This window comes from Altererythrobacter chaiwopuensis, from assembly GCF_054957755.1.
The window spans coordinates 667082-692674 of record NZ_JBTXJG010000001.1 but is presented as its reverse complement, the minus strand read 5'-3'; the positions used below and the strand labels follow the sequence as shown (position 1 = coordinate 692674).

Sequence of the window (25593 nt, the reverse complement as noted above, 5' to 3'; positions counted from 1 at the left end):
ACCTTGGGAGAACCCACGATGAGAAGAATCGCCTTTACGCTGCTGGCTGGTGCCGGCGCCATGGCCCTGGCCGCGTGCGGCTCGTCCGATGACGCTTCGGTAGAAGCCGAGGCCGACACGGTTGAAATGCCGGCTGACGCAGCGCTTGACGACATTACGGATGTTCCGGTCGAAGATCCCGATGCCAACGCAGCGGATGCAACAGTGAGTGAAGAGATGGCTACGGATGCAGCCGACGCTGCAGCAGATGTAGCTGCTGCGGCAGAAGCAGCTGCAGATATGGCAGCCGATGAGGCGGCAGGCGACGAGCAATAACCGCCCTGCCCGATGTGGCAGAGCGCAAAATAGTCGAGCGGACGGGTTGCCATCGGGCGATTCGTCCGCTTTTTCATTTACTGGCAGCAAGCCTGCGCGGCAGGGTGTACGAACACTGCCGGATTCGGCAGGTGACAGCCGGTTTCGCACGCCCGATGGGCGAGCGCAGTCGAAATGCACACTTGGCTTGCGGCGAGAGGAACACAGAGTGACACAACACACCGGAATGGACCCTGAAACCTTCGAACAGTTCATCGAGCAGCTTGACCGCTATGTGCGCGAGCGGCTGATCCCGGCGGAAAAGGATGTGATCGAGAACGATCGCCTGCCTGACGATATCCTCGCCGAAATGAAGGAAATGGGTCTGTTCGGGCTGACCGTGCCCGAAGAATATGGCGGCGCGGGGCTCAACACCTCGCAATATGCCCGCACTGTGAAGTGCATGAGCTACGCCGCGCCGGCCTTCCGCTCAATCTTCTCGATCAATGTCGGAATGTTCAACTCGGCGATCAAGAACGGCGCCACCGAAGCGCAGAAGGGCGAATGGTGGCCGCGCATCGCGGGCGGCGAGATCGCCTGCTTCGGCCTGACCGAACCCGGCTCTGGCTCGGACAGCGCTGCAATGCAGACCTTCGCCCGGCCCGACCCGAGCGGCAACGGCTGGATCCTCAACGGCACCAAGCGCTACATCACCAACGCCCCCCACGCCAATGTCGCGCTAATCATGGCGCGCACCGAAAAGGAGGCATTGCCCAAGAACGCACATGTCAGCGCCTTCATCGTGCCAATGGATACACCGGGCGTTTCGACCGGCAGCCCGGACAAGAAGATGGGGCAAGCGGGCGCGCATATCTCCGACATCATGCTCGACGATGTGCATGTGCCGGGCGAGGCGCTGCTGGGCGGCGAGACGGGCAAGGGATTTGTCTTTGCCATGAAAAGCCTCGACAATGGCCGAATTTCGGTGGGCGCAGCCAGCACCGGCTATGCCCGCCGCGCGCTCGATTCCGCGCTGCGCTATGCCAATGAACGCAAGGCTTTCGGCGAACCGATCGCCAATTTCCAGCTGATCCAGCAGATGCTGGCCGAAAGCGAAACCGAGATCTACGCCGCTGAAGCCATGATGGCCGATGTCACCGCGCGTGCCGACGCGGGCGAGAATATCCTGGTAAAGGCGGCCGCGTTCAAGGTCTTCGCGTCCGAGATGTGCGGCCGGGTGGTCGACCGCGTGGTGCAGATCTATGGCGGCGCGGGCTATCTGGCGGAATATGACGCCGAACGTTTCTTCCGCGATGCGCGCATCTACCGCATCTATGAAGGCACTACGCAGATCCTGCAGCTCCAGATTGCCAAGCACATGCTGCGCGAATGGAATGCTTCTTGATTCTCCGCACGCCATCCGGCGCGCGAAATCCTCGCTCACGCGATCTGAAGATCGCATCGCTGCGGGCGGGCGCCGGACGACTTTGGCGCCCTTGCGGCTCGCTAGCGAGCCGTTCGCTGCGACAATCACGATAGGCTGCCGATCAGATGTATCAACTCCTCAAGGGCCTCTCGATCATCGAAGTTTCCAGCTTCGTCGCATCGCCAACCATCGGGCTCTACTGCGCGCAGATGGGCGCAGAGGTAATCCGCGTCGATCACAAGGCGGGCGGGCTTGATTACGACCGCTATCTGCTGACGCGGGAAGGCCGCTCGCTCAGCTGGGAAAATCTAAACCGCGGCAAGAAATCGCTCGCGCTCGACCTGCGCTCGGGCGAAGGGCGCGAGCTGTGCGTCGAGCTGGCGCGCACTGTTGGCCAATGCGTCACCAACCTGCCCGAACAGAGCTTCCTCAGCCACGGCGCCATGGCAGACGGGCGGCCCGACATGGTGAGCGTGCGGATCATGGGCTGGCATGATGGGCGCCAGGCAATGGATTTCACCGTCAATGCCGCCAGCGGCTATCCGCTGATGTGCGGGCCGGAAGAATGGGATCAGTCCACTGCCCCGCCGGTAAACCAGGTTCTGCCCGCGTGGGATTTCATCACCGGTGCCTATGGCGCGTTCGCCCTGCTCGCCGCGCTGCGCCACCGCGATGCCACCGGCGAAGGCAGCGAAGTGCGCATCCCACTGGGCAATGTCGCGATCGGCACCATGGCCAATTCGGGCTCGATGGCCGAAATGCTCTATCGCGGGGAGGATCGCGAGCGGCTTGGCAATGCCATCTGGGGGGCGTTCGGGCGCGACTTCATGAGCAGGGACGGCAAACGCTTCATGGTCGCGGCGCTCACGCCGAAACAGTGGGACGGGCTGGTCGCCGCCTTCGGGATCGCGGGAGACATCGCCGCGCTTGAAGCCGAATTGGGCGTGCGCTTCGCCGACGGCGATACCCCGCGCTTCACCCATCGCAAGCGCCTGTTCGCGCTGTTCCAGCAGGCCGCCGCGGCGCATGATTATGACACGCTGGCGGCGCGCATGGGCGAGCAGGGTTGCACTTTCGAGCGCTATCGCACCATGCACGAAGCCGCGAACGATCCGGTGCTGGTGGCGGACAATCCTCTGTTCGGGCCATCACCCGCCAACCCCAGCGGGTTCGCATATCCGGCCACGCGCAGCTTTGCCAGCATGCCGGAAAAGCAGGCGGGCGATCCGGCGCCCGCACCCTATCTCGGCGAGCACAGCGAAGAAGTGCTGGCGGAAAAGCTGGGCCTTTCCTCCGGCGCAATCGGCAGGCTGGTCGACACCGGGACAGTCGCTCTTTCAGACAAGGACAGGTGATGAGCAAAAGACGCGCCGCAATCGTTTCACCCCTGCGCACGCCGGTGGGCAAGTTCGGGGGTTCGCTTGCCCCGCTCAATGCCGGCGAGCTGGGCGCGGTCATCCTGAAGGCGCTGGTCGAGCGCAGCGGAATCGACCCCGCACGGGTTGACGACGTTGTGTTCAGCCAGGGTTATGGCAATGGCGAGGCCCCTGCGATCGGCCACTGGAGCTGGCTTGCCGCCGGGCTGCCACTGGAAGTACCCGGTTTCCAGCTTGACCGGCGCTGCGGCTCGGGCGTGCAGGCGGTCGCCACCGCCGCGATGATGGTGGAGACCGGCATGGCCGATGTCGTGGTCGCGGGCGGATGCGAAAGCATGTCGAACGTCGAGCACTATACCACCGATCTGCGCGGCGGTGTGCGCATGGGCGACATGGTGCTGCATGACCGGCTTACGCGCGGGCGGCTGATGAGCCAGCCGATCGAGCGTTTCGGCGTCATCACCGGTATGATCGAGACTGCGGAGAACCTTGCCAAGGATTACGATATCAGCCGTGGGGAAGCCGATGCCTTTGCCGTTCGTTCGCACCGGAATGCGGCCACGGCCTGGGCCGAACGCAAGTTCGACGGCCACCTCGTCCCTGTCGAAATCCCTCAGAGGCGCGGTGATCCGCTAACCTTCGACCACGACGAAGGCTATCGCTCCGACGCCAGCATGGAATCGCTCGGATCCTTGCGTGCGATCGACCTCAAACGCGATCCCGATGCCATCGTCACTGCGGGCAATGCCAGCCAGCAGAACGATGCGGCGGCGGCCTGCCTGGTGGTGGGCGAGGACAAGCTTGAAGAACTGGGCCTCGAACCGTCGCTGTGGTTCCATGGCTGGGCGGCGGCGGGCTGCGATCCCAGCCGCATGGGCATCGGCCCCGTCCCGGCGACCCAGCGCCTGTTTGCGCGCACCGGGATCGGCTGGGACGATATCGGCCTGGTCGAACTCAACGAAGCTTTCGCGCCGCAAGTGCTCGCCGTGCTCAAGGGCTGGGGCTGGTCTGACGATGACAGCCGCCGCGAAATCCTCAACGTCAATGGTTCGGGAATTTCGCTCGGCCACCCGATCGGCGCGACCGGCGGGCGCATCCTGGCCGACATGGCCGCCGAAATGCATCGCCGCAAGGTGCGCTACGGCCTTGAGACGATGTGCATCGGCGGCGGGCAGGGCATTGCCGCGATCTTCGAGCGGGCAGCCTGACCATGGGACGGTGGGATTCCTGGATCGGGCGCGAGGCCCGGCAGGAGGACAGGCTGGGTGCGTCGCTGGCAAGGCGCTGGTGCGGCGCCTTCGATCTCGAACCGCCGGCGGATGGTGTGATGCCGCAGGGCATCCATTTGTGCCTGTGCACGCCCGAGGCCGCGCAAGCTGCGCTGGGCGAGGACGGGCACCCGGCACGCGGCAACAGCGCAGACAGTTTCTTTCCGCCGATCCCGCTGCCGCGCCGCATGTGGGCGGCGAGCGATATCGCCTTCCTGAAGCCGCTCGTCATCGGTCAACGGATCGAACGGATCAGCCGGATTGCCTCGATTGCCGAGAAGGAAGGATCGACCGGTAAGCTCGGCTTCGTCGATGTGGAGCATGTCACGCATGCCGATGGCACGGCGGCGATCCGCGAGGTGCAAACGCTGGTCTATCGTGGCGCGGTGCCGCCCGATGCGCCGCTAAGCCCGCCGGAACCGGGCGATGGCGCCTTCGATCCTTCGGGCTGGGACGTGCATAATGTCATCACGCCCGATCCGCGGCTGCTGTTCCGCTTTTCTGCGCTCACTTTCAACACGCACCGCATCCATTATGACCTGCCTTATGCGCGCGATGTCGAGCGCTATCGCGGCCTCGTCGTCCACGGACCGCTAATGGCGAGCCTGCTGCTGCAGATGGCGGCGCGTGAATTGGGCGAGAACAGACTGAAGCGATTTTCCTTCCGCGCCGTGAGCCCGGCCATCGCCGATGAGCCGCTGCATCTTGCCTTGCGACAGGGCGATGAGGGATATGAGCTGGGTACTTTCGCCAGTGACGGCCGCCAGTGCGTGAAGGCGACCGCCAGCGCCTAGCCCTCTTGCGCAACCGGATAATCGGCAATCGGCTGCAGCACTGAATAGCTCTCGGGTTGCGGCTGGCGGCCCAGCTCGGGATAATCAATCGGCGGGGGATCGATCCTGGTATCGGGCAGCCGGTCAAGCAGGTCACGTATCAGCGTCAGCCGTCCGCGTTTCTGGTCGTTGAAGTCGACCAGTGTCCACGGTGCCCATGCGCTATGGGTTGCCTTGAGCATGGCCTCGCGCGCCTCGGTATAGGCATCGTAATGGCTGCGCGCAGCGAGGTCGATCGGCGAGAGCTTCCAACGCTTGAGCGGGTCTGCCAGCCGCTCTGCCAGCCGCTCTTCCTGCCGGGCCTGGTCGGTCGTGAGCCAGTATTTGAACAGCAGGATACCGTCATCGGCGAGCTGTTTTTCGAACACCGGCGCTTGTTTCAGAAATGCCTCAACCTGTTCTTCGCTGGCATAGCCCATCACTTTCTCGACCCCGGCGCGGTTGTACCAGCTGCGGTCGAACAGTACGATTTCGCCCGCGCTGGGCAAGTGCTTGATGTAGCGCTGGAAATACCATTGGGTCTGCTCGTCATCGCTCGGCTTGGACAGCGCCACGGTGCGGCACTGGCGCGGATTGAGCTGCCCGCTCATTGCCCGGATCGCTCCACCCTTGCCCGCGGTATCGCGCCCTTCGAACAGCACGCAAATGCGCGCGCCCACAGCCTTGGTCCAACGCGCCATCGCCACCAGCTCTTCCTCGAGCGGTTCGAGCAGCTCCTCATACTGCTTGCGTTTGAGCGTTTCCAAGCGCACCTCCCGTTTGCACCACGCGCGGTGACGTGATATAGTTGCATTTGAAACTATGGCTACGATCGCAAAACCACAGCAGGACTTTTCGATCCTGCCCGATTTGCCGGCGGATGTCTTTACCGCTCCGCTGAAAAAGCCCGCGCATGTCGGCGACGACTGGCTCGAGCCCGAACAGACCAATTACACTGCCGAAGACCACGCGATTTGGGACGATCTGTTCGCCCGCCAGATGCAAGTGCTGCCCGGCCGCGCCGCAAGCGCCTTCATGGCCGGGCTTGAAAAGCTCGATCTGGGGCGCGGCGGAGTGCCCGAATTTAGCCAGCTATCGGAAGAACTCGGGGCGCTGACCGGGTGGAGCGTGGTGCCGGTGCCAATGCTGATCCCCGATCACGTGTTCTTCTGGCACCTCGCCAATCGCCGTTTCCCCGCCGGCAATTTCATCCGCACGCGCGAGACATTCGACTATATCCAGGAACCCGATGTGTTCCACGATGTGTTCGGCCATGCCCCGATGCTGACTGATCCGGTGTTCGCCGATTACATGCAGGAATATGGCCGCGCCGGGTGGAAGGCGATGCGCTACAACCACTTGAAGGCACTGGGTGCACTCTACTGGTACACGGTGGAATTCGGCCTGATCGAGGAGGCGCCGGGAGATATCCGGGCCTATGGCGCAGGCATATTGTCAGGCCCCACCGAAGCGGTGTTTTCAGTCGAGGCGCAGAGCCCCAACCGGATCATGCTCAATGTCGACCGGGTGATGCGCACCGATTACGTGATCAGCGATCTGCAGCCGACCTATTTCGTGATCGAGAGCTTCGAGGACCTCTATCGCCAGACGGTGGAGCGCGATTTCGACCGGCTTTATCGCAGCCTTGGCGCCAGCTTTACCTATGCCAATACGGCGGTGATCGATGTCGACAATGTGATCCATCAGGGAACGCAGGAATATCTGCTGCGCGGCGGGCGCGGCAGCGGCGCCAAGCCGGTCTAGCGGCTCAGGAAGTGCCTCTTCGCTGCACAAACTTGTAAATCGCAGGCACCAGCATTGCGGCGGCAATGCCAGCGATCAGCGCCGTCCAGTTCAGCCCACCCAGCAGCACGCCCTTGTTGGCAACCAAACCGCCGATCAAGGCGCCGCCCACGCCCAGCGCGATGTCGCGGCGAATGCCCGGAACATCCTCGACCCGGGTCAGGATCGAGGCCAACCAGCCGATCAGCACACCGATCAGGATCAGGATGATTATCGACATTCGTACATATACTCGGGCCAGTTCACTTTCCTGCGCTCTATGCCCTTGAACAGCACACAAGACGAATGGTTCCAAACCGGCGGTTCAAAAGAAATATAACAGCCCCGCCCCCAGCAGCACCCGGTAGACCACAAAAACCATCATTGAGGCCTTCTTGAGAAAGTTCATCAGGAAGGCCATGGTCGCGAAAGCGGCAATGAATGTGAAGGCGCCGGTCAGCAAGGCGTCCCACTGCATCTGCGCGCTTGCTTCAGCCAGGTCGAGCACGGCCAGCAGGCCTGCACCCGCTACTGCGGGGATAGCGAGGAGGAACGAGAAGCGTGCAGCTTCAACCCGCCCGTATCCCAGGAAGCGCGCCATGGTCATGGTCGACCCCGAACGGCTGGTGCCGGGAATCAGCGCCAGCGCCTGCGCCATGCCAACCAGCACCGCATCGCGCAGTGTTAAATCCTCATAACGCTTTTCCTGCCTGCCGAACCGGTCTGCCAGACCCAGCAGCACGCCATAGACGATCAGGTTGATCGCCACGAGATCGGTGCTGCGGAAGCTTTCGAGATAGCCGTTGAGCTTGAAGAATAGCCCCAGCGCGACTGCGGGGATCGTGCCAATCACTACCCACCAGAACAGCCGCTTCTGAAGCGGATCGCTGCCAATTCCGACTGCCGAAAAGCCGCCCCGCGCCAGCCCCAGCACATCGCGCCAGAAATATATGATGATCGCCAGCAGTGACCCGACATGCACCGCGACATCGATCATCGGGCCCTGATCGGGCAACTCGGTGAAATAGGGGATCAGGATCAGGTGGCCTGACGAGGAAATCGGCAGGAATTCGGTGATCCCCTGGACGATGGCGATGATTAGCTGCTGGAACAAGGTCATGGAATTCGCCTCTTGAGCGAAGGGCAGGACAAGTCAAGCGACCTGCCCTGCCCCAACAAATAATACTGACCTGTTGCTGTTTACCAGATCCGCACGCGTTCCTCCGGCGGCAGGTAAAGCGCATCGTCCTCTGTGACGTTGAATGCTTCATACCACGGATCGAAATTGCGCACCGCGCCATTGGCACGATACTCTTCAGGGCTGTGCGAATCGGTCCGCAACCGCTGGCGATAGGCGTCCTCGCGCTGAGCCGAACGCCATACCTGCGCCCAGGCAAGGAAGAAGCGCTGATCGCCTGTAAACCCGTCGATCACCGGCACGTCCTGTCCCTCGGTTGCAAGCTTGTAGGCACGGTAGGCCATGCTAAGTCCGCCGACATCGCCAATGTTCTCGCCCAGCGTTAGCCGGCCGTTGACACAGGTTTTGCCCTCATCGAGCGGGCAGAAGGCGTTATACTGGGCAACCAGCGCATCGCCGCGCGCATCGAAGGCCTTGCGATCTTCGTCTGTCCACCAGTTCCTGAGCTGGCCTGCGGCATCGCTCTTGGAGCCCTGATCGTCAAAGCCGTGTCCCATTTCGTGGCCGATCACCCCGCCGATCGCGCCGTAGTTGACAGCGATGTCGGCGCCGATGCCGAAGAAGGGCTGCTGCAGGATCGCCGCCGGGAATACGATCTCGTTCTTGGTCGGATTGTAGTAGGCGTTGACCGTCTGCGGCAGCATGAACCATTCGGTGCGGTCAATCGGCTGGCCCAGCTTGGCGGAATTATCGGCTGATTGCCAGGCTTGCGCCGCCACTTCATTGGCAAGCGGATCATGGGGGGTGATCGCCAGCCCTTCATAGGTTTCAAGATTGTCGCGGTAGCCGATCTTGGGATCGAAGCTTGCCAGTTTGGCGCGGGCCTGCTGCTTGGTTTCCTCGCCCATCCACTCGATCTCGTCGATGGATTGCGCCATGGCGCGGCGAAGGTTGGCGACCAGCTGCGTCATCGCGGCCTTGTTTTCAGGCGGGAAATAGCGCGCGACATAGCTTTTGCCGATCAGCTCGCCCAGCGCGCCTTCGGTGGCATCAACCGCGCGCTTCCAGCGCGGGCGTTGCTCTGGCACGCCCTGCAAGGTGCGGCTGAAGAAATCGAACCGCGCATCGTCGAAACGGCTCGGCAAGACATCCGCATGGCTCGACAGGAATGACTTGATCGTCCATGCCTGCAGCGTCGCTAGCGGCGTTTCATTGATCAGCTCCAGCATACCGGGCAGGCCCTTGCCGATCTTCGCCAGAACTTCGGGCGTAAGCCCCAGTTCCTTGGCCCGTTCATCGCTGGGTGGGATCGCGCTGACCACGAAGATCGGCGACTTCGTCCAGCCAAGTTCCTCGATCATCGCGGCGAAGGGCAGGTCGCCCGCCATCTTGCTCAGCTCATCGGCGGTGAGCGCATTGTAGGTCAGATCGCGGTTGCGCTGAACGTCGCGCGCCCATGACACTTCGCGCGCAATTCGGTCCTCAAAGGCATATACCGCCACCGCGGCGGCGGCGGGATCGGCATAACCCGCCTCGCCGAACAGGAAGGTGAGATATTCGCGGTACTTGGTCTGGATTTCCCGGCCTTTGTCGGTTTCATCGAGATAGTAATCACGGTCAGGAAGGCCAAGCCCGCCGCTGCCCAGATAGGTGACATAGCGGTCCGGCTGCTTGGCATCGACGCTTACGAAGCCGCCGATCGGGCCAGGATACCCCGGTGTCGCCCACAGCATTGCAAGGTCGGCCAGCGAGTTCGCGGTCACGATCTTGTCGAGATAGGGCTGCGCCGCAGACATGCCCGCTGCATCGATCGCCGCGACATCGAGATAGGCGTTGTAGGCATCGACAATGCGCTTCTCGTCACTGCTGAGCCTTGCCACATCCTTGGCCACCAGATCGTCGATCAGCGCCTTGACATCACTGGTCGATTTCTCGCGCAACAGATTGAACGCACCAAAGCGGCTGAATTCGGGCGGCAGCGGATTGGCATCGAGCCACTTCTGGTTGACATAGGCGAAGAAGTCATCGCCCGGATCGATGCTGTCATCGAGCAATTCCGGATCGACCCCCCAGGAGCCGAAGTCCATCGCCGGTGCGGCGGCAGGCTGTTGTGTGCTCTCATCGCCCTGGTCATCGGCGAAAGCGGGTGTGGCGAGCGCCAGCGCGATCGCGCTGCCACCTGCGGCAAGCAGTGTCTTGATCATGTGAATGCGTCCCTATTGCAGTTTGCGACCGGCGCTTGCGCGCGCTCCATGCGGGTGGGCATAAACTATCTGGCCGCCCGGCAGGCGGCATTGGTCGGCTGAAGTTGCAGTTCGTCGAATAGTTACAGCGCAAACCAGCGGATCAGGCGGCCTCGCCCGCTGTAAACTGCAGCTTTGCCAGCCGCGCATATAGCCCGCCCGCCCCGGCAAGCTGATCATGCGTGCCCTGCTCCACAATCCGGCCGTTATCGAGCACCACAATCCGGTTCGCCGCCCTGACCGTCGCCAGGCGGTGTGCGATCACCAGCGTGGTGCGATCCTTCATCAGCCCGTCAAGCGCCTGCTGGACCAATTGTTCGCTTTCCGCATCAAGCGCGCTGGTCGCTTCGTCCAGCAGCAGGATCGGCGCGTCGCGAAGCAGTGCACGGGCGATGGCAATGCGCTGCTGCTGCCCGCCTGAAAGCCGGGTGCCGCCTTCCCCCAGATAGGTATCGAGCCCTTCGGGAAGGTCGCGCAGGAAGCCTTCCGCATTGGCAGCGCGCGCGGCTTGCCAGATTTCCTCTTCGCCCGCGTCCCAGCGGCCATAGCGCAGATTGTCGCGTGCATTGGCGCTGAACAGCACGCCGTCTTGCGGCACAAAGGCGATCCGCGCACGGATATCGGCAGGATCAACCATTGTCAGCGGCATGCCGTCGAGCCTGATCGTGCCCGCCTGCGGGTCATAGAAGCGCTCGACCAGCTGGAAAATGGTCGATTTGCCCGCGCCCGAAGGCCCCACGATCGCCACTGTCTCGCCAGGCTCCACCTCGAGCGTGAAATCCTTGAGCGCGGCGGCTTCGGGGCGCGTGGGATAACGGAAGGTGACATTGCGGAATGACAGGCTGCCGCGCGGCGGCTCAGGCAGTTTTTCGGCCCGCAATGGCGGCGCAATCGAAGGCCGAGCGTTGAGGAGTTCGCTCAAGCGGCTGGCCGCCCCAGCGCCGCGCAGCAGATCGCCATAAACCTCGGTGAGAGAGCCGAACGAGCCTGCCACCAGCCCGCCAGTGATCACGAAGGCCGCGATCGTCCCGCCCGAGATCGCGCCTTCGGAAACGGCGATCGCGCCGCGCCACATCACCATGGTAATCCCGCCGAAAATCAGCACGATCACAATCGCTGTCATCGCCGCGCGCAGCAGGATGCGCTGTTTCGCAGTGGCAAAGGTGCGCTCCACCGCATCGCTGAAACGCTGACCCTCTCGACCTTCCTGCCCGAAGGCCTGGACGATCTTCATCGCCGAGAGCACTTCAGTCACCATCGCGCCAACATCCGCCACCCGGTCCTGGCTCGAACGCGACACCGTGCGGATGCGGCGGCCGAAAAACACGATTGGCGCGATCACCAGCGGTATCCCTATCAGCAGGCCGATTGTGAGCGTGGGCGCGAGATAGAGCAGCAGCAGCGTGCCGCCAATCGCGGTCAAGGTGTTGCGCAGCGCGATCGAAACTGTGGTGCCAACCACCTGCTCGATAACCGCCGTGTCGCTGGTCATGCGGCTCGAAATCTCTTTCGGGCTGTTTTCCTCATAGAATGCCGGCGCCAGCCGCAGCAGGTTGCGCTGCACGCTGGTGCGAATATCGGCCACCACGCGCTCACCGATCCAGCTGACGAAATAGAACCGCAACGCAGTGCCGATCCCCAGCACCAGCACGATCATCAGCAGATACTGGAAGGCATGGGCGATCTGGTCAGGTCCGGTGGTGCCTCCGAAAGCCTCGTCAATGATCACCTTGAAGCGCCATGGAATTGCCAGCGTCGCCCCGGCGGTTGTCAGCAGCGCAAGAAAGGCCAGCGCGATTTGCGCCGGATATTGGGCTGCGGCCGCAAACACCATCTTGAGCGGCCCCAGGCTCTTCACCCTGGGCAACGCATCCTTGTCCAGATCTTCGGCCTCGCGGCTGCGAAACAAGCCCCAACGGCGCCTTTGCGCCTGTTCTGTATCTTCATGCCCGTCCATTGGTGGCCACAGGTAGACTTACAGCGCACAAATTTCACGCGCTAAATCCGCGCGGTGTCGCTCAATAGCAATGTGTGCCGGTAATTGTGCATTGCACAAGGGCGATCACAGGTCCAAGATGTGGCATTCAGGCGCCTGGGCAAAGGCGCCGCTTGAAAAATAACAACAGGGGAACGCCTTGCTTTACCACGCCTATGAGTTGCAGCGCGCCTGGCTTTCCAGCGCCAGCGCCATGGCCTCGATCGGGGCAGAACTGCTTACCAATCCGGTCAATCCGGTGGGTTATACCGGCCTGGGCCCGATGGCGGCGAGCGCGCTGGACGTATTTGCCCACGCCACCGCAAGCTATGACAAGCCGGCCTTTGGCATCAAAAGCGTCGCGGTCGATAGCAAGATACACCAGGTCGAAGAAGCAATTGTCGTCAACAAGCCGTTCGGCGATCTCATGCGCTTCCGCCGCGATGGCCTGCCCGAAGATGCGCCGCGCCTTTTGATCGTAGCTCCGATGAGCGGTCATTACGCCACGCTGCTGCGCGGCACGGTCGAACGTATGATCGAAAATTGCGAGGTTTACATCACCGATTGGGCCGATGCGAAAACGGTGCCGCTGCACGAAGGCAGCTTCGATCTCGACGACTACATCGATTATCTGATTGAGTTCCTGCAGTATATCGGCGTCGATTCTCAGGGCAAACGGCCGCATATGATGGCGGTGTGCCAGCCATCCGTGCCGGCCTTTGCCACTGCCGCCTTGATGAACCTGCACCGGGATCCGGCCACACCCGCCACGCTGACCATGATGGGCGGGCCGATCGACACTCGCTGCTCGCCCACAACGGTCAACAATCTGGCGATGGAACGACCGATAGAATGGTTCCGGCAGACGGTGATCGCGACAGTACCGATGAACCATAGTGGCGGCGGCCGCCGGGTCTATCCCGGCTTCCTGCAGCTTGCCGGGTTCATGAGCATGAATCTGGGCAGCCATCTGATGAGCCATTACGAGATGTTCAAACACCTCACGGCAGGGGACGATGACAGCGCGCAGGCAACCAAGGATTTCTACGACGAGTATCGCAGCGTGTGCGACATGACCGCAGAATTCTATCTCCAGACGGTTGAGGAGGTGTTCCAGAAACACTCGATCCCCAATGGCGAGTTCCGCCACAAGGGCGAGATCGTGGATCTGGGCAAGATCGCCGACACCGCCTTGCTGGCGATCGAAGGCGAGCGTGACGATATTTCGGGGCTCGGCCAGACCAGGGCGGCGCTGGACCTCGCGACTGGCCTCTCAGCGAAGAAGAAACGCTACTACATGGCCGAAGGTGCCGGACATTACGGCATCTTCAATGGCAGCAGGTGGCGGACGAAAGTCGCACCGGTGGTCGAGGAATTTATCGCGGCGCATGCGGGCTAGATCCGACGGAGCTGGACTGGCAGGTTTGGCAAGCCTTGTACCCAAACCCGCCTTCCAGCTAGCGACCCACTTTCGGACATTCGCGTTCGCTGCATACAAGGCGCGAGATCTCAAGCCGCCGACCTGCGAAAAAAGACCCTAGCAGCCCTTGGCCGCCAGGGTCTCAGTCAATTGACTGCAGAATGGAGAGCAATCTGTCAGTCGGTCTTGGCGACACGCACCGGATGTTGGGCATCGCGATGCATCGCAAGGAGAATTGGGCTGCCGACCTGGGCAACCAGATCGTTCTCGATGTCGCGCCGGCATTCGAATTGTTGCCGTTTCTGGATTGGCGAGGGAACTTCGCAAGCGCGCTTGGCCCTCAAGCGCAGTCGTTGGTAGACGGCCGCCGCCCCGTCGGTCGTGGCCAGCTCGGCCGGATTGTATTGGAAAGATATCTGAAGCTGTTCCGCCTGCACCGGCGTGGCAGCAACGACAGCGGCAATGGCTGCAGCAGAGAGCGACGTAAAGCGGATCATTTTCTATCTCCATCGGATTAGGGTTTGGATGCGATGGAGAGGGAATAGCCGCGGCCTTCCCTGCTATCTTGAGAGAAGCCGGGGAATTTTCTGACTCAGAATCTTTCCAGAATTACCATCTCACCCCTGACCGCAACCGATGCTATGCACCAGGGATGGGAGAACAGCCGCACCCCATCCAGTTCGGCGCATTTACCGTCGATCCCGCCGACCGGCGTCTCATCGGCCCTGGTGGCCCAATCCATATAGGCGGACGGGCTTTCGATGTTCTCTGGTCGCTCCTTGAAGCAGATGGTCGGCTCGTCACCAAGGATCAGCTGTTTGCGGATGTTTGGCAGGGACTGGCTGTTAGCGACGCTGCGCTGACTTCGGTCATCCGCGAATTGCGCATCGCTCTGGACGACCGGGGCAAGGATGGCATGATCCGCGCAGTCTACGGCAAAGGCTACCGCCTTGAGACTGACAAAATCATCCGTGACGCGGACAGTTCAGGCTCATCAGACCCGACGCATAGGCAACCGGTTCCCAAACTTGCCGTCCTCCCGTTCGACGACCTCTCTCCGAACGGAGACATGACCTATCTGTCCGACGGAATGAGCGAAGAGATCCTGTCCGTTGTGTCTCGCGGATCAAATATTGAAACAATAGGTAGAACATCGAGCTTTGCCTTTCGCGGAGCGGATAAGGCCCGAGCGCAGACTACGCTCGATGCGACTCACATCCTGGACGGGAGCGTCCGTAAATTCGAGGACCAAGTAAGAATCAGCGCCCATCTGCTCGATCTCAAGGAAAACAAGACACTTTGGTCGGATACTTTCGATGCAAGCGTAAGCGATCTTCTTCGAACGCAGACGACGATCGCAGCATCAATCTCCGCGACGTTGTCGGCTCGGTTCGATCATAGAGAAAGGGGAGAGATCAGGCCAGAGATCTATGATCTTTATCTCCGAGCAAACGAAGCAGCGAGCAAAAGACCGATCAGCGAAACCGCAATCGCTTTGCTTGAGCGCGTCACTCGTGAAGCGCCCCAATTCGCACCCGCGTGGGGGAAATTGGCAACCACTCACGCTGTCTATCGAATTGAAAGACCATTTAACGACTGGGAACGGATCAGGTCAGATGCGCTGGAAGCGGTTAATCGAGCCAAAGCGATCGATCCCATCGAGCCGGGAGCACTGGCCGCCGAATATCAGTTACTTCCGCCTTATGGAGCGTTCGAACAAGCCAGGGAATTGCTTATCAGCATGAGGGAGGCGATGGCCAACTCCGCTCCCTTTCATTTTTTCGAAGCTTTCAGCCTGGTTCAAACAGGACGCATGGAGGCGGCCTGTCGATCAGCAGCCAAGGCCGCTGAACTGGACCCGGATGACTTGATATATTCGAGCTTTACCGGGTCTTGCCTATATTTCTCCGGCCAATTGGAGAAGGCGCGGCCGCAGTTGCTCGCTGAACACGAAAGGAACCCAACGGATCATCATGTCCTCGCAACGCTGCTTGCCTGTGCAACTGTTCTGCCGGACGAAGGGTTAGCGAACGACCTTCTGGATAGGCTGAAGGATTATCCGCTCAGGGAATACGCTTTCCTTGAAACCATAACCCGTGTCGAGTTTTCTCAGAACTCCGATCAGCGAGAGCAAATCGCGCAAGCAATTCGCCATCGGTTCTTGGAGTCCAAGAAATTCGATCTGGCCAGCGCGCTCTATCTGGCCCGCTATAGTTCGACCGCCGCAGCCTACGATCTCATCGAGCAACTTGAACTCGGTTTAGCGAGCAGCGGTCAGACAGGCTCGGACTACACTGCCAACGCTACCTTGATACTGTTTATCAGGCATTGGCCTGAATTGCGTGTTGATCGCCGTTTTGCACAACTTTGCGCGAGACTTGGTCTGGCCCAATTCTGGATTGCGCATGACATCTGGCCAGACTGTGCCGATGGAGAAGACCTTGGCTATGACTTCAGGACAGAAATCAAGCGCGCAGTAGAAGTTACAGGCCCGGAACAGGCATTCTTCCCAGTTGGCTGAACCCTTCTGGTATAAATTGCCCGCGCCCCACCCACTTCCTGCCTAATGAGCTTCTGGATCGCTTCCCGAAAGCGGAAGTCTAGGTCGCTGCCACCCGCCCAACAAAGAACGGCGCGAGATTGCTCCCGCGCCGTCTTGAACTGCATCGCCCGTAGGCGCTCATTCAAAGCACTTCGAACAGGCCCGCTGCGCCCTGGCCGCCGCCGATGCACATGGTAACAACCACATACTTCGCCCCGCGCCGCTTGCCTTCGATCAGCGCGTGGCCGGTGCAGCGCGCACCGGTCATGCCGAAGGGGTGCCCGATCGAAATCGAGCCGCCGTTGACGTTGAGCAGCTCGTCAGGAATGCCGAGCTTGTCGCGGCAGTAAAGCACCTGCACGGCAAAGGCTTCGTTCAGTTCCCACAGCCCGATATCGTCCAGCTTGAGGCCGGTGCGTTCGAGCAGCTTGGGGATGGCAAAGACCGGGCCGATGCCCATTTCATCGGGCTCGGTGCCCGCAACCGCCATACCGACATAGCGGCCCAGCGGCTGGAGCCCGCGCTTTTCAGCCGTCTTGGCTTCCATCACCACACAGGCCGAGGAGCCGTCTGAAAGCTGGCTGGCATTGCCTGCGGTGATGCAATGACCTTCGCCCATCACGGGCTTGAGGCTGGCGAGCCCTTCCAGCGTGGTGTCGGGCCGGTTGCAGTCGTCACGATCTGCCGTGACTTCCTGATAGGAGACTTCCTTGGTTTCCTTGTCGACGACGGCCATGGTGGCAGCGCAGGGGACGATCTCGTCATCGAACTTGCCTGCGGCCTGCGCGGCGGCGGTGCGCTGCTGCGACCGGAGCGAGTATTCGTCCTGGTATTCACGGCTGATATTGTAGCGCTTGGCCACGACTTCCGCCGTGCCGATCATCGGCATGTAGATATGCGGATGCATTTCCAGCAGTTCCCGATCGGGTTCCACGAACAGCTTGCCACTGCCCGAAACCTTGGAAATGCTTTCGACCCCGCCGGCAACGCAGATATCCATATTGTCGACCAGCACCTGCTTGGCGGCAGTAGCGATGGTCATCAGGCCCGAGGAGCACTGGCGGTCAATCGTCATCGCCGGAACCGTTACTGGCAGGCCGGCACGCAGAGCGGCAAGGCGCGCAACATTGGTACCGGTCGAGCCCTGCTGCACCGCGCAGCCCATCAGCACGTCATCCACTTCGCCGCCTTCGAGGCCCGCCCGCTCAACCGCAGCCTTGATCGACCATGCGCCCAGCGTGGCGCCGGTGGTATTGTTGAATGCGCCGCGCCCGGCCTTGGTTAGCGGGGTACGGGCGGTTGAAACGATAACTGCGTCGCGTGACATTGGGAATTCCTAGCTCGTCATCCCAGCGAAAGCTGGGATCATTTTCGGTTTGGCGCTCGGTAGAGAGCGATCCCAGCTTTCGCTGGGATGACGGTCAGATAAAGAACTGCGTGATCCACTCGCAGATCAGCGCAGGTTTTTCCTCGCCTTCGATCTCGATCGTGATTTCGGCGGTCTGCTGCCACTGGCCGGGGCGCTTCTCGACCATTTCGGCCAGCTTCCAGTGCCCACGAATGCGCTTGCCTGCACGTACCGGCGAGATGAAGCGGGTTTTGTTGCCGCCATAGTTCACGCCCATCTTGACGCCGTCGACCTTGGGAATGTCGCTGTTGGCGGAAAGATAGGGGATCATCGACAATGTCAGGAAGCCATGCGCGATCGTGCCGCCGAACGGTGTCAGCTTGGCCTTTTCCGGATCAACATGGATAAACTGGTGGTCCCCGGTCGCATCGGCAAACATGTTGATGCGGTCCTGGCTCATTTCCACCCATTGACTGGTTCCGATTACTTCGCCGGTCCTGGCGGCCAAATCCTGCGGGCTCATGCGGCTCTCTCCTCAAAAAGCGGATCTCGAAATTGCGCAAATCCGGGCGACTCCGGCCACCCGACACCCGGGCTTCATGGCGCATCCCGAGCCGGATGGCAACGCGGTTTCCGTAAACGTCAACCTGCCGCTACGGCATGGCGGGGCAGAAACAAGGCGAGCTTGTGCACGCGCGCAGCGGCAGCGCCCGGCCCTGCATCGATTCGTGACCCTGCCCCCCAAGCCTGGCCGTTATCGAGTGCTTTACCCTGCCTTGCTATCATGCCGCCGAAGCAGGGAGCGCGCACCAGCCATGGTCCAAAACAGTTTCTACCGCAGCAAAGCCGCACCGCTGAGCCGACATCCAGCATTCGTGCCCTTGGTAACCCTGTGGTTTGCCGCGCTGCTGGGCGGATCGGTGGCAGTCATGCCGGCCGGACGGGCAACCGGACTTACGCAAGGTTTCGGGCTCATATTGCCGCCCTCTGTATTTAACAGCGAGGTCATGATCGCTGTGGCAGCTATGTTGATCGGCGGCTTGGTGGGTTTTGCGGCGGCACGCATTGCCGCATCGCTCCAGTCGTTCAAGCCGGCGGAGACGGCAACGCTTAGCGAAGCGCCAACGGTGCGCGCCAGATCGCTCGTTGAAGCTGACACTGAACCGCCCCGGCCACCCGATGCTGAGGCAGCACCGCCTGAACCCGAAGGCCCGCCCTTTGCAGAGCCACCCACGCGCCACGGCAAGGCCGTCCGCCTGCTGCGTTCCCAGGACACCGCCGATCTCGCCATGCCGCAATTGATCGAGCGGTTTGCAGTCGCGCTTGATGACCATCGCCGGCGTGGTGAAGGGGCCGCGCATACGTATACCGGCCTGCGCCCGTCAGCCGATCTGGCCACTCGCTTGCGCAAGCTCAATCCGGCCTGACAGTCTCCGGCCCCGGCCAGCCGGGACCAAAGCACGCAAACTGCGATAGCAGGGCCTTGGGCGGCTCAAACATTGCTATTCTCTTCGCGGTTGCAAAAATCATTTCATGTCGCCATGAGGGCCCTCAGCAATGGAAATGCTGCGCGCTGCGGCAGCAAGAATTGCGCTTAATTGCCGGTCGGCACCTTCGGGACGGTCGCAACTTCCGGCATCTGACAGAATGGACTTTGCAAAATGGGATACCCGGCGCCCCAGGGCTTGTATGATCCGCGCAACGAACATGACGCCTGCGGCGTCGGTTTTGTCGCGCATATCAAGGGCAAACAGTCGCACGACATCGTTACCCAGGCGCTCGAGATCCTCAAAAACATCGACCATCGCGGCGCAGTGGGCGCTGATCCCTTGCTGGGCGATGGAGCAGGCATCCTGCTGCAAATTCCCGATCCGCTGATTCGCAAATGGGCGAAGAGCGAAGGCAAGGAACTGCCCGCGCCCGGCGATTATGGCATTGCCATGTGCTTCATGCCGCAGGACGAATCGGCGCGCGCCTTCGTGACCGAACAGTTCGAGAAATTCACCGCCAAGGAGGGCCAGCGCCTGATCGGCTGGCGCGATGTGCCAACCTCGCTCGACGGGCTGGGCAAGGCGGTGGTCGATTCGATGCCGGTGATCCAGCAGGCCATCATCGCGCGGGGCGAGAATTGCGCCGATCAGGATGCCTTTGAGCGCAAGCTGATCGTGATTCGCAAGCAGACGCTGAACCCGCTTGCCGCGCAGGCCGAAAAGCACGGCCTGCCTGGGCTGACGCAGGCCTATATCGCAAGCTTTTCAAGCCGCACGATCGTTTACAAGGGGCTGCTGCTGGCGAACCAGGTCGGCAGCTTTTACGACGATCTACGCGATCCCGATTGCGTCAGCGCGCTGGGCCTGGTGCATCAGCGCTTCAGCACCAACACCTTCCCCAGCTGGCGGCTCGCCCACCCCTATCGCTTCATGGCGCACAATGGCGAGATCAACACCGTGCGCGGAAACGTCAACTGGATGAACGCACGCCGCCGCACGATGGAATCCCCGCTGCTGGGCGCCGATCTCGACAAGATGTGGCCGCTGATCCCGCATGGGCAGTCTGACACGGCATGTCTCGACAATGCGCTCGAGCTGCTGCTCGCGGGCGGATACAGCCTCGCGCATGCGATGATGATGCTGATGCCCGAAGCATGGGCCAGGAACGACCTGATGGATCCTGCGCGCCGGGCATTCTACGAATATCACGCCGCCTTGATGGAGCCGTGGGATGGCCCGGCCGCGGTGGCCTTTACCGATGGCCGCCAGATCGGCGCGACGCTCGACCGCAACGGCCTGCGCCCCGCACGCTTCTGCGTCACCAGGGACGATATCGTGTGTCTGGCATCGGAAAGCGGCGTGCTGCCGTTCGCCGAAGAGGACATCGTGCGCAAATGGCGCCTCCAGCCGGGCAAGATGCTGCTGATCGACTTCAACCAAGGACGCATCATCGAGGATGGCGAACTCAAGGCGGAGCTCGCGGCTGCCCAGCCCTATGCCAAATGGCTGGAAAAGGCGCAATATACGCTTGGCGATATCGACCATATCGAGCCCGAACTGAGCCAGGTGGCTCAGCATGAGACCACGCTGCTCCAGCGCCAGCAGGCTTTTGGCTATACGCAGGAAGACATCAGCCGCTTCCTCGAACCGATGGCCGTGAGCGGTGACGATCCGATTGGCTCCATGGGCACCGATACGCCGATCGCGGTGCTCTCCAACCGCAGTCGCCTGCTCTACGACTATTTCAAGCAGAACTTTGCCCAGGTCACCAACCCACCGATCGACCCGATCCGCGAGGAACTGGTCATGAGCCTGCTGTCGATGATCGGTCCGCGCCCCAATTTGCTGGGCATGGAGGCCGGCACGCACAAGCGGCTCGAGATCAGCCAGCCGATCCTTACCAATGAAGACCTGGCAAAGATCCGCTCGGTCGAAGTGGCGCTGGATGGCGCGTTCCGCACCGAGACGATCGACATGACCTGGCGCGCCAGCAAGGGTGCCAAGGGCCTCAGGATGGCGCTCAAGGAAATGTGCTGGGCCGCCACCGAAGCGGTGCTGCAGGACAAGAACATCCTGGTGCTGTCAGACCGGGCGCAGGGGGCGGACCGGATTCCCATGCCCGCGCTGCTCGCCACCGCCGCAGTGCATCATCATCTTGTCCGTCAGGGCCTGCGCATGCAGACCGGCCTGGTCGTCGAAACCGGCGAAGCGCGCGAAGTGCACCATTATTGCGTGCTGGCCGGCTACGGCGCCGAGGCGATCAATCCCTATGTCGCATTCGAGACACTCGAAGACGTGCGCGCCCGCAAGCATCCCGAAATGACTGCTGCCGAAGTGCAGAAGAACTACATCAAGGCGGTTGGCAAGGGCATACTCAAGGTCATGTCCAAGATGGGCATATCCACCTATCAGTCCTATTGCGGGGCGCAGATCTTCGATGCCGTTGGCCTGTCCAGCGAGTTCATAGAGAGTTATTTCACCGGCACCGCGACAATGATCGAAGGCGTCGGCCTGATCGAAGTGGCCGAGGAAACCGTGCGCCGCCACGCGCAGGCCTATGGCGACAATCCTTTGTACAGGAACATGCTCGACGCGGGCGGGATCTACCAATACCGCCTGCGCGGCGAGGACCACGCCTGGACGCCCCAGAATGTGGCTTTCCTCCAGCACGCCGTGCGCGGCAACAAGCCGAAGGATTACGAGGAATTCGCCAGATCGATCAACGAGCAGTCAGAACGGCTGCTGACGATCCGCGGGCTGATGGAATTCAGGAAGGCCGAACAGTCGATCCCGCTGGACGAAGTTGAACCGGCATCCGAAATCGTCAAGCGGTTCAGCACCGGCGCGATGAGCTTCGGCTCGATCAGCCACGAAGCGCATTCGACGCTGGCGATCGCGATGAACCGCATCGGGGGCCGGTCGAATACCGGCGAAGGCGGCGAAGAGCCTGAACGCTTTATCCCGATGGAAAATGGCGATTCGATGCGCAGCCGGATCAAGCAGGTTGCGAGTGGCCGGTTTGGCGTGACCACCGAATATCTCGTCAATTCGGACGATATCCAGATCAAGATGGCGCAGGGCGCGAAGCCTGGTGAAGGCGGCCAGCTGCCCGGCCACAAGGTTGACAAGCGGATCGGCGCAGTGCGCCATTCGACCCCCGGCGTGGGCCTGATTTCACCGCCACCGCACCATGACATCTATTCGATTGAGGATCTGGCTCAGCTGATCCATGACCTCAAGAACGTAAATCCGCCGGCGCGAATCTCGGTCAAGCTGGTGTCAGAAGTGGGTGTGGGCACGGTGGCTGCGGGCGTGTCCAAAGCGCGCGCCGACCATGTCACGATTTCCGGCTATGAAGGCGGGACGGGCGCATCGCCGCTGACCAGCCTGACCCATGCCGGAAGCCCGTGGGAAATCGGCCTCGCCGAAACCCAGCAGACTCTGCTCCTCAACGATCTGCGCAGCCGCATCGCGGTGCAGGTCGACGGCGGCCTTCGCACCGGGCGCGATGTCGCCATCGGCGCGCTGCTTGGCGCGGACGAATTCGGCTTTGCCACGGCTCCCCTTATCGCCGCCGGTTGCATCATAATGCGCAAGTGCCATCTCAACACCTGCCCGGTCGGCGTTGCCACGCAGGACCCGGTGCTGCGCGCGCGCTTCACCGGCCAGCCCGAGCACGTCATCAACTATTTCTTCTTCGTCGCGGAAGAACTGCGCCAGATCATGGCCGAGATGGGCTTCCGCACCGTGGAAGAGATGATCGGGCGGGTCGACCGGGTCGACATGCGCCGGGCCCACCGCCACTGGAAGGCCGCCGGGGTCGATCTGTCGCGCTTGCTGACGCAGGTAAGGATTCCCGAAGGCGCGCCGCTGCATCACACCGAAAGCCAGGATCACGGGCTTGCCGCAGCATTGGACAACGAGCTGATTGCTGCCTGCAAGGATGCGATTGTGGAGGCCAAACCGGTCCAACTGAGCCGTGAAATCCGCAATGTGAACCGCACCGTTGGCACCATGCTGTCAGGCGAAATCGCCAGGGCCTATGGCCATGAAGGCCTACCTGCCGACACGATCCGCATCAACTTCACCGGCGTGGCCGGGCAGAGCTTCGGCGCATGGTTGGCGCATGGCGTGACGCTGGACCTCACCGGCGATGCCAACGACTATGTCGGCAAGGGCCTTTCAGGCGGGCGCATCATCGTCAAGCAACCCGAAAGCGTGTCGCGCGATCCGGGCGAAAACATCATCGTCGGCAATACCGTGCTCTACGGCGCGATCGCGGGCGAGGCCTATTTCGAAGGTGTTGCGGGCGAGCGTTTCGCGGTCCGCAATTCGGGCGCCATTGCGGTGGTCGAAGGCGCGGGCGACCATTGCTGCGAATACATGACCGGCGGTGTGGTGGTGGTGCTGGGCCAGACCGGGCGCAACTTTGCCGCCGGCATGAGCGGCGGCCTGGCCTATGTTTACGATCCCGATGGCACATTCGCTCAGCTGGTCAATCCGGCCCAGGTCGATCTTGTGCCGATAACCGGCGTGCGCGACGAAAATGACGGGGCCGGGCGGCCAACGCAGCGGCCGCGCTCGGTCAATGACTTCGGCATGGGCGACATGCTGCGCCATGACAGCGAGCGGCTGAAGATCCTGATCGAACGCCACAAGCTCCACACCGGCAGCGCCAAGGCAGCACAACTGCTCGACAATTGGGACAGCGAAGTGGGCAAGTTCATCAAGGTCATGCCGCGCGACTACAAGCGCGCGCTGGAACAACTCGAGGCCGAGCGCGAAGAAGCCGCTTCGGTCGCGGCGGAATAGAAGAGACGGGACGCCAGAACATGGGCAAGGAAACAGGCTTTCTCGAACTCGACCGGCGTGAGCGGGATTATCTCGATCCGAAAGAGCGGCTGGGCAACTACCGCGAATTCGTGGTCCAGCCGGACGATGCGACGCTGCGGGCGCAGGCGAGCCGCTGCATGAATTGCGGCATCCCCTATTGCCACAACGGCTGCCCGGTGAACAACATCATCCCGGACTGGAACCATCTGGTCTATGAAGGCGACTGGAAGAACGCGCTGGACGTGCTCCATTCGACCAACAATTTTCCCGAGTTCACCGGCCGTATCTGCCCTGCGCCTTGCGAGGCGAGCTGCACGCTCAATATCACCGACCAGCCGGTCACGATCAAGTCGATCGAATGCGCGATCGTCGATCGCGGTTGGGAAGAGGGCTGGATTACGCCGCAAGTGCCCAAGCACAAGACCGGCAAATCGGTGGCTGTGGTCGGTTCAGGCCCTGCCGGCCTCGCCTGCGCCCAACAATTGGCCCGCGCCGGCCACACCGTTACCCTGTTCGAGAAGAATGACCGGATCGGCGGACTGCTGCGCTATGGCATTCCCGACTTCAAGATGGAAAAGCATCTGATCAACCGCCGTGCGGTGCAGATGGAGGCCGAAGGGGTCGAGTTCAAAACCAGCAAGGAAGTGGGCGTCGATATCTCGTTCAAGAGCTTGCAGGAGAACTTCGATGCGGTGGTTCTGTCAGGCGGCGCAGAAGATGCACGCACATTGACTATCCCTGGCGCGGAAATGCCCGGCGTGCGGCTGGCAATGGAATTCCTGACCCAGCAGAACAAGCGTAATGCGGGCGATGACGAAGTGCGCGCGGCACCGCGCGGTTCGCTGCTCGCCACCGGCAAACGCGTGGTGGTGATCGGCGGCGGCGATACGGGCAGCGACTGCGTGGGCACGTCGAACCGGCAAGGCGCCAAGAGCGTGGTCCAGCTCGAGATCATGCCCAAGCCGCCGGAGCATGAGGACAAGGCGCTGACCTGGCCCGATTGGCCCATGAAGCTACGGACCTCCTCGAGCCATGAGGAAGGGGTCGAGCGCGACTGGGCCGTGCTGGCCAAGCGGGTGATAGGCGACGGTGAAACCGTGACCGGGCTGGAATGCATACGCGTCGAATGGAAAGACGGCCAAATGCAGGAGATCGAAGGCAGTGCTTTCGTGATCCAGGCTGACCTGATCCTGCTGGCTATGGGTTTTGTCGGGCCGAAGAAGGCAGGATTGCTCGACCAGGCTGGCGTCAAGCTCGATGCGCGCGGCAATGTCTCCGCCGATACCGATAATTACGCGACCAGCATCGAGAATGTGTTTGCCTGCGGTGATATGCGGCGCGGGCAGAGCCTGGTGGTATGGGCGATCCGCGAGGGGCGGCAGGCGGCGCGCGCGGTTGACGAAGCATTGATGGGCGCAACCGAACTGCCGCGCTGATTTACTGGGCATATGCACCGTCACACGCGCAGTATCATTAAAATGTCGCTGCTATACAATTTATGCGCGATCTACTGTCACTTTGTCACACGGAATCAAAGGAAACGCTGGATTTTAGTGGCATAAGTATTGACCATGCGTAGGAAAGGTGCTCCATCTAAGCAGCTGATCAGCAGGTATTAGTTAGAAGTAATTCGCTATGACTGGCTG

19 protein-coding genes are annotated in these 25593 nt (G+C 61.6%); 12 read left to right on the top strand and 7 right to left on the bottom strand.

What is annotated here, in order from left to right:
- Nucleotides 1–18: 18 nt before the first annotated feature.
- From ACX2DJ_RS03460 to ACX2DJ_RS03440, 5 genes are all read left to right on the top strand, one after another.
- Complete coding sequence (locus ACX2DJ_RS03460) at nt 19–315, top strand: hypothetical protein (protein WP_462571017.1); 297 nt, start codon at nt 19–21, stop codon at nt 313–315.
- Nucleotides 316–541: 226 nt separating this feature from the next.
- Entirely contained in the window at nt 542–1699 is a 1158-nt protein-coding gene (locus tag ACX2DJ_RS03455; protein WP_462572538.1) for an acyl-CoA dehydrogenase family protein, read from the top strand.
- A gap of 146 nt (nt 1700–1845) precedes the next feature.
- Nucleotides 1846–3075: a CoA transferase gene (locus tag ACX2DJ_RS03450; protein WP_462571016.1), complete on the top strand. Its 1230-nt coding sequence runs from the start codon at nt 1846–1848 to the stop codon at nt 3073–3075.
- Nucleotides 3075–4304 (top strand): acetyl-CoA C-acetyltransferase, encoded by a 1230-nt coding sequence (locus ACX2DJ_RS03445; RefSeq protein ID WP_462571015.1) that lies wholly within the window; start codon nt 3075–3077, stop codon nt 4302–4304. The genes ACX2DJ_RS03450 and ACX2DJ_RS03445 overlap by 1 nt, the downstream gene beginning before the upstream one ends.
- Nucleotides 4305–4306: 2 nt before the next feature.
- Nucleotides 4307–5158 (top strand): HTD2 family dehydratase, encoded by an 852-nt coding sequence (locus ACX2DJ_RS03440; protein ID WP_462571014.1) that lies wholly within the window; start codon nt 4307–4309, stop codon nt 5156–5158.
- On the opposite strand, the gene ppk2 is transcribed toward ACX2DJ_RS03440, so the two are convergent.
- Entirely contained in the window at nt 5155–5943 is a 789-nt protein-coding gene (gene ppk2, locus ACX2DJ_RS03435) for a polyphosphate kinase 2 (protein ID WP_462571012.1), read from the bottom strand. The two genes, ACX2DJ_RS03440 and ppk2, sit on opposite strands and share 4 nt — an antisense overlap.
- A gap of 55 nt (nt 5944–5998) precedes the next feature.
- On the opposite strand from ppk2, the gene phhA reads away from it, so the two are divergent.
- Nucleotides 5999–6940, top strand: coding sequence for a phenylalanine 4-monooxygenase (gene phhA / locus ACX2DJ_RS03430; protein WP_462571011.1), 942 nt, complete (start codon nt 5999–6001; stop codon nt 6938–6940).
- Nucleotides 6941–6944: 4 nt separating this feature from the next.
- Here the strand turns inward: phhA and ACX2DJ_RS03425 are convergent, their stop codons facing one another.
- From ACX2DJ_RS03425 to ACX2DJ_RS03410, 4 genes are all read right to left on the bottom strand, one after another.
- Entirely contained in the window at nt 6945–7199 is a 255-nt protein-coding gene (locus tag ACX2DJ_RS03425) for a GlsB/YeaQ/YmgE family stress response membrane protein (RefSeq protein ID WP_462571010.1), read from the bottom strand.
- Nucleotides 7200–7283: 84 nt separating this feature from the next.
- Nucleotides 7284–8078 (bottom strand): undecaprenyl-diphosphate phosphatase, encoded by a 795-nt coding sequence (locus ACX2DJ_RS03420; protein ID WP_462571009.1) that lies wholly within the window; start codon nt 8076–8078, stop codon nt 7284–7286.
- 80 nt (nt 8079–8158) lie between these two features.
- Complete coding sequence (locus ACX2DJ_RS03415) at nt 8159–10300, bottom strand: M13 family metallopeptidase (protein ID WP_462571008.1); 2142 nt, start codon at nt 10298–10300, stop codon at nt 8159–8161.
- 142 nt (nt 10301–10442) lie between these two features.
- Nucleotides 10443–12173 carry an ABC transporter transmembrane domain-containing protein gene (locus ACX2DJ_RS03410; RefSeq protein WP_462572537.1) on the bottom strand — a complete coding sequence of 577 codons (1731 nt, stop codon included), beginning with the start codon at nt 12171–12173 and terminating at the stop codon, nt 10443–10445.
- 301 nt (nt 12174–12474) lie between these two features.
- On the opposite strand from ACX2DJ_RS03410, the gene ACX2DJ_RS03405 reads away from it, so the two are divergent.
- The 3 genes from ACX2DJ_RS03405 (at nt 12475) to ACX2DJ_RS03395 (ending at nt 16255) form a co-directional block, all read left to right on the top strand.
- A complete protein-coding gene (locus tag ACX2DJ_RS03405; protein ID WP_462571007.1) occupies nt 12475–13713 on the top strand; it encodes a polyhydroxyalkanoate depolymerase in 1239 nt (412 codons plus the stop codon).
- A gap of 182 nt (nt 13714–13895) precedes the next feature.
- Nucleotides 13896–14252 (top strand): hypothetical protein, encoded by a 357-nt coding sequence (locus ACX2DJ_RS03400; RefSeq protein WP_462571006.1) that lies wholly within the window; start codon nt 13896–13898, stop codon nt 14250–14252.
- A gap of 134 nt (nt 14253–14386) precedes the next feature.
- Entirely contained in the window at nt 14387–16255 is a 1869-nt protein-coding gene (locus ACX2DJ_RS03395) for a winged helix-turn-helix domain-containing protein (RefSeq protein ID WP_462571005.1), read from the top strand.
- A 163-nt stretch (nt 16256–16418) separates the two neighbouring features.
- On the opposite strand, the gene ACX2DJ_RS03390 is transcribed toward ACX2DJ_RS03395, so the two are convergent.
- Both ACX2DJ_RS03390 and ACX2DJ_RS03385 read right to left on the bottom strand, forming a co-directional pair.
- Nucleotides 16419–17603 (bottom strand): acetyl-CoA C-acyltransferase, encoded by a 1185-nt coding sequence (locus ACX2DJ_RS03390; protein WP_462571004.1) that lies wholly within the window; start codon nt 17601–17603, stop codon nt 16419–16421.
- A 94-nt stretch (nt 17604–17697) separates the two neighbouring features.
- Nucleotides 17698–18147: a MaoC family dehydratase gene (locus ACX2DJ_RS03385; RefSeq protein WP_462571003.1), complete on the bottom strand. Its 450-nt coding sequence runs from the start codon at nt 18145–18147 to the stop codon at nt 17698–17700.
- Nucleotides 18148–18439: 292 nt separating this feature from the next.
- Between ACX2DJ_RS03385 and ACX2DJ_RS03380 the strand changes: the two genes are divergently transcribed.
- The 3 genes from ACX2DJ_RS03380 to ACX2DJ_RS03370 all read left to right on the top strand — a co-directional run bounded on the left by ACX2DJ_RS03380 (nt 18440) and on the right by ACX2DJ_RS03370 (nt 25383).
- The gene (locus ACX2DJ_RS03380) at nt 18440–19051 is read left to right on the top strand and encodes a hypothetical protein (RefSeq protein ID WP_462571002.1); all 612 of its coding nucleotides are present in this window, start codon (nt 18440–18442) and stop codon (nt 19049–19051) included.
- Between the two features lie 234 nt (nt 19052–19285).
- Entirely contained in the window at nt 19286–23926 is a 4641-nt protein-coding gene (gene gltB, locus ACX2DJ_RS03375) for a glutamate synthase large subunit (RefSeq protein WP_462571001.1), read from the top strand.
- Nucleotides 23927–23946: 20 nt separating this feature from the next.
- Nucleotides 23947–25383 (top strand): glutamate synthase subunit beta, encoded by a 1437-nt coding sequence (locus ACX2DJ_RS03370; protein WP_462571000.1) that lies wholly within the window; start codon nt 23947–23949, stop codon nt 25381–25383.
- Nucleotides 25384–25593: the final 210 nt, after the last annotated feature.